At 70.7% G+C, this 12,476-nt stretch carries 9 protein-coding genes, 1 tRNA gene and 1 pseudogene; 3 read left to right on the forward strand and 8 right to left on the reverse strand.

The window, feature by feature from the left end:
* Window positions 1-120: 120 nt before the first annotated feature.
* The 3 genes from E2C06_RS26810 to E2C06_RS26820 all read right to left on the reverse strand — a co-directional run bounded on the left by E2C06_RS26810 (window position 121) and on the right by E2C06_RS26820 (window position 2,554).
* Entirely contained in the window at window positions 121-1,086 is a 966-nt protein-coding gene (locus E2C06_RS26810) for a tripartite tricarboxylate transporter substrate binding protein (protein WP_133291654.1), read from the reverse strand.
* A gap of 86 nt (window positions 1,087-1,172) precedes the next feature.
* Entirely contained in the window at window positions 1,173-1,556 is a 384-nt protein-coding gene (locus E2C06_RS26815; RefSeq protein WP_133291655.1) for a c-type cytochrome, read from the reverse strand.
* Window positions 1,553-2,554, reverse strand: a complete 1,002-nt coding sequence (locus E2C06_RS26820; protein ID WP_133291656.1) for a Vgb family protein — start codon at window positions 2,552-2,554, stop codon at window positions 1,553-1,555. The genes E2C06_RS26815 and E2C06_RS26820 overlap by 4 nt, the downstream gene beginning before the upstream one ends.
* A 167-nt stretch (window positions 2,555-2,721) precedes the next feature.
* On the opposite strand from E2C06_RS26820, the gene E2C06_RS26825 reads away from it, so the two are divergent.
* Window positions 2,722-4,251, forward strand: a complete 1,530-nt coding sequence (locus E2C06_RS26825) for an alpha/beta hydrolase domain-containing protein (RefSeq protein ID WP_133291657.1) — start codon at window positions 2,722-2,724, stop codon at window positions 4,249-4,251.
* 62 nt (window positions 4,252-4,313) lie between these two features.
* On the opposite strand, the gene E2C06_RS37945 is transcribed toward E2C06_RS26825, so the two are convergent.
* Both E2C06_RS37945 and E2C06_RS26830 read right to left on the reverse strand, forming a co-directional pair.
* Window positions 4,314-4,389, reverse strand: a tRNA-Thr gene (locus E2C06_RS37945).
* Window positions 4,390-4,480: 91 nt separating this feature from the next.
* Window positions 4,481-5,119, reverse strand: coding sequence for an alpha/beta fold hydrolase (locus tag E2C06_RS26830; RefSeq protein ID WP_165982684.1), 639 nt, complete (start codon window positions 5,117-5,119; stop codon window positions 4,481-4,483).
* 411 nt (window positions 5,120-5,530) lie between these two features.
* Here E2C06_RS26830 and E2C06_RS26835 point away from each other — a divergent pair, with 411 nt between their 5' ends.
* Window positions 5,531-6,457 (forward strand): Bug family tripartite tricarboxylate transporter substrate binding protein, encoded by a 927-nt coding sequence (locus tag E2C06_RS26835; protein WP_165982685.1) that lies wholly within the window; start codon window positions 5,531-5,533, stop codon window positions 6,455-6,457.
* Window positions 6,458-6,701: 244 nt separating this feature from the next.
* On the opposite strand, the gene E2C06_RS26840 is transcribed toward E2C06_RS26835, so the two are convergent.
* From E2C06_RS26840 to E2C06_RS39790, 3 genes and pseudogenes are all read right to left on the reverse strand, one after another.
* Window positions 6,702-7,670 carry a Bug family tripartite tricarboxylate transporter substrate binding protein gene (locus E2C06_RS26840; protein ID WP_133291660.1) on the reverse strand — a complete coding sequence of 323 codons (969 nt, stop codon included), beginning with the start codon at window positions 7,668-7,670 and terminating at the stop codon, window positions 6,702-6,704.
* Window positions 7,667-8,776: a TauD/TfdA family dioxygenase gene (locus E2C06_RS26845; RefSeq protein ID WP_241671489.1), complete on the reverse strand. Its 1,110-nt coding sequence runs from the start codon at window positions 8,774-8,776 to the stop codon at window positions 7,667-7,669. Before E2C06_RS26845 ends, E2C06_RS26840 begins: the two co-directional genes overlap by 4 nt.
* Before the next feature lie 107 nt (window positions 8,777-8,883).
* A pseudogene (locus tag E2C06_RS39790) lies at window positions 8,884-9,501 on the reverse strand (DUF2950 family protein).
* Window positions 9,502-9,938: 437 nt separating this feature from the next.
* Between E2C06_RS39790 and E2C06_RS26860 the strand changes: the two are divergent.
* Window positions 9,939-11,678: a sensor histidine kinase gene (locus tag E2C06_RS26860; RefSeq protein WP_165982686.1), complete on the forward strand. Its 1,740-nt coding sequence runs from the start codon at window positions 9,939-9,941 to the stop codon at window positions 11,676-11,678.
* Window positions 11,679-12,476 lie beyond the last annotated feature (798 nt).

The raw sequence follows: 12,476 nt of genomic DNA on the forward strand, positions 1-12,476 counted from the left end.
GGCGTTGCACAGGTGTCGCACGGGGACCGCACGACACGGCGACGGGGAATCCTAAACCAGCGGCAGCGGTTCCGGGCCGATTGGTTCCAATTTCTCGCGATAAATTTTACAAAAACCGGATCAACCTCGCTTGCGGACCATCCCGGAGGCTGCCAGCGCCGCCTCCACCCCCGGCCGCACCTCCTGGATCAGCGCCATCGCCGCGGCGCGGCCGAGCGGCCGCGGGGCGATGCTGGCGGCTTCCTGCCGCGCCAGCACCTCCGGGTCGCGTGCCGCGGCGAGCAGCGCCGCCTCCAGCCGGTCGCGGATCACCGGCGGCAGTCCCGCCGGCGCGGCCCAGATGATCAGCTGGCGCGTCGCGGTGTCGTGGCCCTGCTCGATCAGCGTCGGGACATCCGGGAATTCCGGCCAGCGGTCGACGCTGGCGCTGGCGAGCATGCGCAGGTTGCCGCCCTTCACCAGCCCGATCATCTCGGAGGTGCCGGTGTAGCTGTCGATATGCCCGCCGGCGACCTGGGTCGCCGCCTCGGTGATGCTGCTGATCTGCACATAGGTCATCTGCAGGCCGGTGAGCCGCGCGAGATCGAAGAAGCTGACCGCGGAGCCCGGATTGGTGCTGGCGATGGTCAGCGGCCGGCGGCGGCCCTCGGCGATGAAGTCGGCCAGCGTGCGGACATTCGGCAGGGAGGGCCCGACCGGCACGCCGATCCGCAGCTCCGAGGTGACCGCGAGGAAATCGAAGCTCTCCCACGGCTTGTAGGGCAGGTCCATGGTCAGCGGCGCGACCACCAGCGCGGAGAAGCCGACCAGGCCGAAGGTATACCCATCGGGCTTCGACTGCGCGATGCGGCCGGGGCCGAGCGTGCCGCCGGCCCCCGGCGTGTTGCGCACGACGACGGAGACGCCGAGCGCCTTTTCCATGTGCGCGGCGATGGCGCGGGCGATCAGGTCGGTGCCGCCGCCCGGGCCGAAGCCGGTGACGAGCTGCATCTCGCGGCTCGGCCAGCGGTCGGGCGCGGGTTGCGCGGCGGCCTGGATGGCCGGCGCCGAGAGCGCGATGGCGCCGAGCAGCCCTCTGCGGTGCATGTCCGTCCTCCCCCCCCCGGCGCCGGCCCGTCCTGGCGGGGCCGCGCTTGCTTGGGCGTCATCGTGCTGGGCGGCGCGCGCCCAAGTCAATCGTTTCGCCCGGCCCCGGCCCCGTTGCCCGCCAGGAAGGCCGCGACCGCCGCCCGGTCGGCCGCGTCCCGCAGCCCGTTCGCGCCCATCCAGAGACCGGGGAACATGTCCTCGGGATCGGCGAGGAAGCGCTGCAGCAGGGCGCCATCCCAGGCCACCCCCGCCTCCCGCGCCGCCAGCAGGGCGGGCGAGTAGTCGAAGGCCGCGTCGCCGGCGACGCGGCGGCCGACGACGCCGGCGAGGTTCGGCCCGGGCCCGGGCGGCGCGCCCGGCGCGGCGGCGTGGCAGCCGGCGCAGCGCGCCTCGAAGACCTCACGCCCCTCCGCCGCCAGCGCCAGGCCGGGCCAGAGCATGGCGAGCAGCACGGCGGCGCGCCTCACAGGCCGTACTGGATCCGCACGATCCGGTCGGTGCCGCTCTCGCCGCCCCAGGCCTCGCCGGCCAGGCCGTCCATCTGCCGGACATTCGCCCCCGGCCGGTCGGAGGGAAAGGCGAGGAAGCTCTCGTCCTTCGGGTCGAAGCGGAGGATGGCATTGGCCGCGAAATCGGTCAGCCAGACCTTGTCGGACGGATCCACCCAGACGGAATAGGCGCGCGGCCGCTGGCCCGGCAGCTTCCAGGTCCGCCAGGACCCGTCGCGCGGATCGTGGACGGAAACGTTGCCGCTGTTCCACTCGCTGATCCAGAGCCGGCCCGCGCTGTCCGACCAGACCCGCCGGGCCCCCTGGTTCGGCGTCGGCGGGTCGAGCACGCGGACCCGGCCGGTTTCCGGGTCCTCGATCTGCGCCAGGTGGTTGCCGGCGAGCGAGACGTACCAGAGCGTGCCCTGCGGCGTGCGGGTGATGCCATAGGCGCCCCGGCCGCGCGGCGCCTCCCAAACGTCCATCCGCTCGGTCCGCGGGTCGAAGCGGCCGTAGACGCCGTTCTGGCCGGTGAACCAGAGCACGCCGCGCGGGTCGAAGACGCCGGTGTTGAGGTTGGCGTTGGCGAAGCGCGCGGGCAGCGGCCAGAGCTGCACGCGATGGTCGCGGGGATCGACCCGGGCGATGGCGTTCTGCCCGCCCTCGGTGACCCAGGCGGCACCGTCCGGCCCGCGGATGACGCCATGCGGCGCGGCGCCCTGGCCGAGCGCCACCACGCGGATGCCGCCGTCGCGCGGGTCGAGCCGGTTGAGCGTGCCGTTGCGCTGGCCGCAGAACCAGATCGTGCCGTCGCCGGCCGCGGTGACGTCGCGCGAGCCGACGCGGCCGCTGCCCGGCGTGGCGGCGTCGAACCAGGTGACGCGGTAGCCGGGCGGGGACGGCGCGGCGGCGCGGGCCGGCAGCGCGGCGGCGGCCAGCGCCGGCCCGGCGAGGGCGATCAGGTCACGACGATGCATGGCGCGCTTTCCCTTCCCGATGCGGAAAATGTCGTGCCGCGCGCGGCACCCCGCAAGGGACGCCGCGGGGCGGGTTCTGTCGCCAGGCGGACCATCGGTTGCCGCGGTTTGCTGGCCGCGCCTAGCGTGATCGACCCGGCCATGAAGGCCGGGCCTGGAGGAACGTCATGGCTCAGGATGCGCGACCCGCGGGGCACCTGCCCGCGCGGGGCGGAGTGGTGCCGCGCGGCCCCGCGACGCGACGATGGCTCGGCCGGCGGCTGGCCGGCGGGATCGCCCTCTGGCTGGCCCTGCTGGGGCCGGGGCTGACGGCGGACCGGCCGGCGGGAACCTCGTCGGTGCCGGTCCCGGCGGTGACCGGGCCGGTCCCGGCGACGGCCGCCCCCGGCGACGCCTCGCACGGCTACCCCTTCTTCGCCAGCAACCTCGACCTGGCGAAGTACGGCTATGTCGAGGAGGAGTTCTTCATCGAGGGCACCGCGACCCGCTACGACATCGGCGCGACCAACTTCGCCGGCACGGTGCCCAACCCGGTCGCCGCCGTGGTCGATGGCGGCCATCCCTACAAGACCCGCCTCGTCGTCCGCCGGCCGCGCGAGGCGCGGCAGTTCAACGGCACCGCGGTGCTCGAGTGGTACAACGTCACCAACCTCTACGACGTCGAGATCGACTGGTTCCAGTCGCACGAGTTCCTCATGCGGAACGGCTATGCCTGGGTCGGCGTCTCGGCGCAGAATGCCGGCATCGCCACGCCGGTGACAGGACTGCGGGAGTGGAGCCCGGCGCGCTACGGCACGCTCGACGTCACCGCGGGCGGCAGCGTCACCGGCGATGCGCTCGCCTTCGACATCTACTCGCAGGCGGCGCAAGCGGTGCGGTTGTCCGGCCGCGGCAAGGGCACCGGGCCGCAGGTGATGGGCGAGCTTCGCGTGCGCCATGTCATCGGCTCGGGCGACAGCCAGTCGGCCGGCTATCTCGGCGTCTACGTCAACGCCGTGCATCCGCAGGCGCATGTGATCGACGCGCTGCTGCTGCATTCCGGCGGGCAGGTGACGCGCGAGGATGTCGACATCCCCGTCTTCAAGCTGCTGACCGAAACGGACGTGACCAGCCTCGGGCTCGGCGCCAACCTGCAGCCCGACACCGACCGCATCCGCACCTGGGCGGTGGCGGGCTCCTCGCATTCCGACGTGCAGCTGCTGACCTATCGCGGGCCGCTGCAGACGCGCGACCTCGGCACCGTGCCGGCGACGGGCACCGCCGCGGGCTGCACCCTGCCGCCGCGCAGCACCATCCCGGTCTACAAGGTGCAGAACACGGTCTACCGCGACCTGCGCCGCTGGCTGCTGCGCGGCGAGGCACCGCCGCATGCGCCGCCGCTCGAGGTCGAGACGCTCGGCCCCCCGGTCGAACTGGCGCGCGACGCCGACGGCAATGCGCTCGGCGGGATCCGGCTGGCCGAGCACGCGGTGCCGACGGGGCTCAATACCGGCGTGAATGGCGGCGCCGGGTTCTGCAACCTTTGGGGCGCCTCGGTACCCTTCGACGCGGCGACGCTCGCGGCCCGCTACCCCAGCCACGAAGACTACGTGGCGCGGGTGGCGAAGGTGACGCTCGACAACCTGCGCGACGGCTACCTGCTGCTGCCGGATGCGGCGGAGACGCTGCGGCAGGCCGAGGACGCGGCGGTGCCCTGACGCCGTGCGGCCGCGGACCGGGCGGCACGGCCGCCCGGTCCGCCAGCCTGTCAGAAGGGGAATGGCGCCAACTCGGGGAGTCGAACCCCGGCCCTACTGATGACGGTTCAGCGGGTGATTCACCCCTTCAGCCCAGGCTCCCCTGCTGACCGTGTGGAAAGGGCGGATCGCGGTCGAATACGTTGCTCGGTCGACCTGCTGCCGTTCTCGATCCCGCCGCACCCCTCCGTCAATGGGCCTGGCTGGCTTCATTCTTGAGGAACCCGACAAACAGCTCGGCGCATTTGGCAGGTTCCTCGAGCGTCGGCAGGTGGCCGCAACCGGGCAGGACGTGGAAATGCGCATGGGGCAAGGCATCCGCGAGCGCCTGGCCTACCGAGGCGGGCACGATCTGGTCTGCCTCGCCCCAGATCACCAGCACCGGCATCTGAAGCGCGCCGAGCCGGGAGCTTGCCTCGGACCTCGAACCCAATGCGCGGGCCTGGGCCGCGCCTGCCTTGCCGCCAATGCGGGACGCCATCGCCTTGAACGCCTCCGCCGCCTCTGTTGACTCCTTTGGCACTGCGAGGCCCGCCAGCATGTCGATGACGGCATCCGGCATGGCTTCCAGCCCACCCACCAACTCCTGCACGTTCGCGTCCGGTGCCGCCGGGTTGCATCCCATCAGCCAAAGGGCCGACACCCGTTCTGGCGCGGCCAGCGCCACCTCCAGCGCGATGCTGCCGCCATAAGAGGTACCGGCCAGGACGAAGGTCGGTGGCGCCTTGGCCAGGACGGTCTCGATATTGGCCTGCATCATCGGCTCCGAAAGCACCATCACCTGTGCCTCGACCGCCTCGCCCAGCTGCTCGATCACCTCGCGGTACATCGCATCGTCCGACAGCAGGGCGGGGATGAAGACGACGGATGTGGGCGTGGCGGCCATGGCCGTGCTCCTGATGCAGGTATCGGGTGATGAAGGGCCGGTTGCGATTTACGCCGACTTCGCCGCCGAGGTCACGACCGGCTGCCGCGGACTCCCGGGGTGGCTGCTCACCACTTCGAGTGCGGCAGGCCGACAGAATGCGTCACCATGCGCATCCGGGTCATCTGGCACGAGCCCTGAAAGGTCAGCCTTGCGCTCACCAGAACTTGAGGCCGGCCGAGCAGTCACCCAACGCATCCTGAACCGACCCGGCCGCAAGAGCCGGGACAACAGGAGGCTAACATGTCACGTCCCCTTGGGGCCGCCCGGCGTATGCCGCGGCGGCCAGTGTTGCTTGGGACCGCCGGATTGGCCATGGCCGCCATACGCTCCGCTCACGCTGCCCAGTACCCGGAGCAAACGGTCCGCTACATCAATCTCTTTCCGCCCGGCGCCGCCACCGACCTTCTCTCCCGAGCCTACTGCGCGACGATGAGCACACTCGCGGGCGAGCAGTTCGTGGTCGAGAACAAGTCGGGCGCAGGCGGCACGGTGGGCCAGGCGGCGATCGCTCAATCACCGCCGGATGGCTATACGCTGGGCCTAGGCAGCATCGCCTCGCTCGGGATCGCGCCTTCCATCTACCCGAGCCTGCCTTACGACCCGGCGCGCGACTTTACCTATGTCGCCGGTATCTGGCAGGTGCCGAACCTGTTGTTCTGCAACGCCGCCGTGCCGGTGCGCTCCTTGCAAGACATGGTGGCGCTGGTGAAGGCGAACCCCGGCAAGTACCTCTATGGATCAGGCGGATCGGGGACCAGCCCGCACCTCACCATGGAATGGCTGAAGCAGGTGGCAGGGCTGAACCTGGCGCACGTGCCCTACCGCGGAGGCGCGCCGATGCTGCTCGACCTCATTGCCGGGCGTGTCCACTTCGCGTTCGACAATCTGGCCAGCCTGCTGGCCCCGGTGCGGCAGGGGCAGATCCGCCCGCTGGCGGTCACCAGCAAGGAGCGCAGCCCGCTGCTGCCCGACGTGCCGACGACGAACAGCGTCTACCCGGAACTCGAGATCACCTCCTGGGGCGGGCTGGTCGGGCCAGCCCGCATCCCGGCGCAGATCGTCGAGCGGCTGGCGGACCTGACACATGAGACGTTGAAGGCTGCCGAGTTGAACCGCATCTTCCGCGAGCAGGGCGCGACGCCCTGGTGGCTGCCTCCGGAGGAATTCGCCGCCTTCCAGCAGCAGCAGCAGCGCTTCTTTGCGGGGCTGGTGAAGCGCGTCGGCGCGAGTGCGAACTAGGCCGACGCTGCCCCGACCGTGGCAGGGCAGCATCGGTCCGGGCTTGGTGGAGCCGGCGATTCACGTCCTGCCTGTTTCCACCCAGGACGATCGCAGGCTGGGAGCCGGAATGGGCAAGACCCTGGGGCAGGCCGCTTGGCTTCCCCGGGTCCTTGCCCGCCTCCGGCTAGGGTAGGTCCACGATTGCGGGCTGCCCTGTGGCAAACGCGAGGAGCCGGACCCAGCGGCCGGCCCTGTCGCCTGCCTACCGCGACGATGCCGCGGTTGCCATGACCCCGCGCCAACGCGCGGTCTCGGCCTCGATATGGCTGCGGAATTCGGCCGGGCTGCTGCCGATCGGCGGCCCGCCCATGTCGCCGATGCGCCGGGCCACGTCGGGTTCCGCCAGCGCCGCGACCGCCGCCTCGTGCAAGCTCCGCACCGCCTGCTCCGGAACACCGGCCGGCGAGAGCAGCCCGTACCAACCGCCCGCCGAAAAGCCAGGGAAGCCCTGCTCCGCCAGGGTTGGCACATCGGGCAGCAGGGGTGCCCGGACGAGGCTCGTCACGCCCAGCGCACGCAGCGTACCGCCCGAGAGGTGCGGCGCCACCAGGACCAGGTTCTCGATGGTGAAGGGGAATTCGCCACCAATGACCGCCAGCACCGCCGGAGCGCTGCCGGGGTAATGGACCGGGGCTGCCGGAAAGCCTGCGGCTTGCCGGAATGCTTCCTGCGCCAGCAGTTGCGGGGAGCCGACACCCGGGGTCGGGTACAGCACCTCCCGTCCATCGGCCTTGAGGGCCGCCACCAACTCTGCCAAGCCGCGGTACGATGAAGCGCTGCGCACCACCAGTACCAGCGGCGTCGCGTTCAGCAGCGTGATCGGGATCAGGTCGGCCAAAGGGTCATAGCCCAGCTGCGGCTCGGTGATGGGCGAAATGGCGAGCGGCCCGGTGCTGCCGACCAGCACGGTATGCGCATCGCCCCGCGCCCGGGCTGCCAAAAGGGTGCCCACATTGCCGCCCGCACCCGGCCGGTTCTCCACCACGAAGGGCTGTCCCAGTCGCCGGCCCATGGGTTCGGCCATCAACCGCGCCAGCTGATCGAGGATGCCGCCGGGCGCGAAGGGCACCACCATGCGCACGGGCCGCTGCGGCACCCATCCCTGCGCGCGGGCTGGCCGCAGCGCCGGGACCGCCAGGGCACCCCCGAGGACTGTGCGGCGGGGCGTCATGTAGGTTCCAGCGTGAAGCGCAACTCGGTGTCCTGCACGACAATGCCGCCGCGATTGCCGGGCGTGATGTCGCCATAGCGTTGGGCATAGACGGGCGGCAGGTCGCGCCCCGTCCTGGGCGACAGCCACAGCCGCAGCAGATGCCGCCGCCGCTCCGGCTCGGGCCAGTCTTCGAAATCGGTGCGGCTGTGCAGGATCTGGTGATTGTGGATGAACTGCATGTCGCCCGGGCGGAAATCCATCTCGAGCGAGAGCTCGGCGGCCAGCGCGTCGAGCCTGTCGAGTGCCGCGTGCTCGGTGGCGGAAAGCCGTCTTGCTTCCGGGTAGTTCATCTGTGCCGAGCGAATGTATTGCCCTGAGTAGATCGTGCTCAGCTTGCCTGCATGCCAGTTGAAGACCGGGATATCGAACCAGGGCAGCATGCCGGGCGGCACTTCGCCGCGCCGGTCGGTCGGCATCGGGTTGAACAACGCCCGCCACAGCTCGGGCGTCTCGGCCAGCATCCGGTCATGCAGCGTGACTGAGGAAACGATGCGCGAGCCGCCACCCGCCTTGGCGGCCCGGAGACAGAGCAGGCCGACGACATCGCAGCTGTCGGTGTGGAACTCCAGCTCCTTGTTTGTTTGGTAGTAGCGGACTTTCGGGTTCTGGATATCGAGGCCCAGATCCTTCACATGACCCAGCAGGTGCCCGCGCGCGTTCTGCGACCGGAACCCTCCCAGGTGCGACCCGATCCCGAGATAGGCGATGGCAGCATCCTCGACGGACCTCTGCGCCAGGTCGAAGCCGCGCATCAAGACGAAGCCGCGGCCCTCCAGCAGGTCGTCGAGGACCTTGGAAAGTCGCCCGGCAAGTGTGGGTAGCCGAAAGGTCTCCGGTGTGATCTCGCCCATGGCTCGACCGGCGCGGCGATGTGCCGCGATGGCATCATCGATCTCGGCCAGTTCGGCGGGAGTGAGGGCGACCATCCAGTCCGATCGGGTCGTCATGTCCGCGCCGATCCAGGCGGCAGAACCACCGATCGGCCCTGTTGTGAGAGTCATGGCGGCGCTTCCGTATTCTCTGGGGGAAGCTTTGAACGTCCGCGCACCAGTGTCCAGCGGCATAGATCCGGCAGACCATGCAACCAGTCTCGCGTGGCGTTCAGCGTGGCGGAAAGAGTCCGATGAACAGCGGGAACAGCAGCTCGGTGCCGCTCGGCACGATGCAGGGCTCAGCGGTGCATCCTGCCCAATCGGCCGCCGAAAGCCGGCCGAGAGTGCCGCCGGCTGTTCCTCGGCACTCCTCCTGGAGGCGTAGCGGATGAGCTCGAGGCGGCGATCCTCGCCAGCTCTTGCTCCGCGATCCGGGCCCAGCCCGGGCCGGGGTCGAAGGACGCGATCGCAGCCGCTTTGCGCGCCGTGCTGGCCCCGAGGTCCCGCTCCCAGACCGTGTCATGGTGGCTGACCATGAGAGTCTTGGTGCCACTGGAGCCGTACCGGGCAGGCGACGCGACGATGGCAAGACCGCCGGTCATCGGGCCATTCGCCACATAGCCGATTGCCCCGCCAGGAGCCGAGGCCCGCTGCCGTCCGAGGATGCGGAAGACGTAGCCATGATGGGGTTGCGGCTCCGCATCGCGCTGACGCCGGCCTTAGCCGCCCGCGCTCGCCGCCGCGGCGAGCGGGCCGAGAGGGCTCTGCGCCTCCCCTTCACCGGTCCGTCAGCGGATCCCGTCGCGCTGCCCCGGGGAGGGGAAGCACCGTCGCGCATAGGCGCGCAGCGCACCGTGCCGGCCGACGGTGCGGGCATGCTCGTCCTCTGCATCGACGATGGCGCGCAGCGTCTCGATGGTGCCGAGCCCGCTTCATCGCGGATGAGGCTCAGCGCCGGGGCCGCCGCTGGCCTTGTTTGCATCCCGGCTCCGCTGATGGAAGCAGCCGCGCCGCGGGAGCCCGCAAGGCATACCGCGGCTGAGGCCGCCGCCGCCAGACTTCGCACGCCACGCCATTGCGCCGCAGCAAGAGCCGGATCAGGCCGGCGCAGCGCCTGGCCGCGACGCGCGCGGGGCGCTGGACGCAAATGCGCGGTGTTGCTGCGGCTGCCGGCCGCCGCCAGTGTCGGGCTGCCGGTCGTCGAACTCGAGCAACGACGGCAGGAAGCCCTCAAGCGCGGTCCGCAGCCCAAACGGTTGTCCCGCGGTCCGGGTGCGGTACAGATGGTCGCCTGGGGCTTTTTTGGGGACGCGTCGGTGAAACAAGCTGGGTTGCCGGATCGAGCCCACTAGCCGTGATCGAACCCACTCTCGTCGGATCCACGAGCGCCGCCTCGGGTCGGGCCCCACCGTCTCTCACCCGGCGCCTGTCGCTGCTGGTGGCCGCGGTCGCGGTACCCCTCCTCGCACTCGCCGCAGCCGCCGTTTGGCACGCGCAGGACGGCACGCGGGCGCGCGCGGAGGATGCCCTGCTCGGCCGGACACGGGCTTTGGGCTTGGCGATCGATCGCGAGTTCGACCGCGCCGAGGTGCTGCTCGACAGCCTCGCTGCTTCCTCCGCCCTGGCCCGGGGCGATCTCGACGCCGTCGAAGGCGAGCTGCGCGCCGCCTCTGCCCGGTTCGGAGATGCGACCCTGTCCCTGGTCGCTGCCGACGGCCGGATGGCATTGATGACAGTCTGGGCGTCGGGGGAACGCCGAACGGGGGTCCGCGCCCCGGAAGCCGCGCAGCGGGTTCTCGCCTCGGGACGCGCCGAGATCACCGACCTGTTCCGCGGCACTGCCACGGGAGCGCCCGCGGTCGCCATCGGCGTGCCGGTCTTCGGCCCTCCCGACGGCTCGGGGCAGCGCGCGGTGACGGCAACCCTCGGCCTCTCCCTGCCGCAGGCCCGTTTGGCCGCGGTGCTCGAGGCGCAGCGCGTGCCCGACATGCCTGGCTCGGTCGGCACGGTGCTGGATCGGACGGGGACGATCATCGCCCGGACGCGAGGCGGCGACGGCATCGTCGGCCAACCGGCGCGGCCCGAGATCTGGAGCCGGGTGGCCGCCGCACCCGAGGGCATCCTGCGCGGCACCACCACCCGCGAGGGCATTCCGGCGGTGATCGCCTTCTCGCACGGGGCCCGAAGCGGCTACGGCTACGTGCTGACCACCCCCGAGGCGGTGTTCGAGGCGCCGCTCCGCGCCGCCCTTGCGCGCACCCTGGGCCTGGGCGCGCTGATTGCCGCCGCGGGTATCGTGTTCGCCGTCCTGCTCGCACGCCGCACCGTTGCAGCGTTCCAGCGCCTGATCGCGCTGATCACCGAAGGTGCCGCACCGGGACCAACCGGCTTGCGCGAAGCCGACGACCTCGCGGCGGCCTTTGCCGCCACGCTGGAAGCCCGCAACCAGAGCGAGCGGCACCGGCGTCTCGTGGTCGCCGAGCTGAACCACCGCGTGAAGAACGTGCTCGCCACCGTGCAGGCCGTGGTGGCGCAAACGTTGCGCAATCCCGGATCCGCCGACCCCGCGCGGTTGGCGGCCGACCTCAATGGCCGCTTGCAGGCGCTCGCGCGGGCGCACGACCTGCTGACCGCAGCCTCTTGGGAGGCGGCCGACCTCGACGCGGTGGCCCGGGCGGCACTCGCGCCCTGGCTCAGCCGGACCGGCGCCGGACCTCGCGTCGACCTCTCCTGCGACCTCGGCTCTGGACGGGAGGGACGGCTCTCCCCGGCGCAGGCGCAGACCCTGGCTCTTGCCCTGCACGAGCTGGCCACCAACGCCGCTAAGCACGGGGCGCTTTCCACGCCCGACGGACGGGTTTCCGTCACCTGCCGCGAGCAGCTGGACGGGGAGATGGAGCTGGAATGGGTCGAGAGCGGTGGACCGCCCGTCAGCGGGACGCCAACGCGGCGCGGTTTCGGGACGCAGTTGCTCGAGCGGGCGCTGGCGCGCGACCTGGGCACGGGTGCTGCAGTGGAACTGCGCTTTGAACGGAAGGGCCTGCGGGCCTCCGTCCGTTTCGCAGCGCGAGGTGCCGCGAACTCACAGAGCTGATCAATTCCGTCGGCTGGGCAGTGCCCGCTCCGGGACTCCGCCGGGCAGGTCCCCCGTCCAGAACGTCTCGACCGGCAGCCTTTCAGGCGCGGGAAGGGCAGCCTGGTCCGTGTCGAGAAGCGCGCGGAGCGACCTGACGAATCACGTGACCCGTCCGGGTTGCGGCCCGCATGCAACGGCAGTGGGATGAGGGTCCGGAACCGAGCATCCTCATCCTCCAGCGCCGAGGTGAGGAATTGGCCGATCAGTGTCCGGTTCGGGAAGCCCCGGAGCCCCGCGGAATGAACCCAGGACATCGAAGGGAATGGTGCCGACTCGGGGAATTGAACCCCGGACCTACTGGTTACGAATTTCGGGAGCATGCCGCGGGTAAATCTAAATTACGCGAATTCAGCGACTTATCCCTGTAGCGGGAGCGCTGATCGGCGGCTTTGATTGCCGTTGGTGGTCACAGGTCGTTGGATGCGACCATCGTCGAGTGTCTGGGTACAGGTACCTGAGACAGTCTGGGGATCGTCTCGGCGGCGATCCCACGATCCCGACGAGGGCGGCTGGCGCCCGACCGCCCTCGATGCTGGATGGTCTGCGACTACCGTCTCGGCGACACCCCTATGATGGATGTCGCGGATCAAGCACTGCGAGGCCCACGGCTGGATCGTCGGTCATCATTCCCGCCGTAGCGTCAAATGTCAACGGCGGAGGAATATTGGAGCGCCCGGCGGAGTAAAATTGGGGCAGCCGGTAGCCACCGCTTGAGCTTGGTGACCGCTACTGGGTTGCGGTTGGTTTCGGATGGGG

Origin of the sequence: Dankookia rubra, from assembly GCF_004355005.1 — a bacterium.
GTDB classification, from domain to species: domain Bacteria; phylum Pseudomonadota; class Alphaproteobacteria; order Acetobacterales; family Acetobacteraceae; genus Paracraurococcus; species Paracraurococcus ruber_A.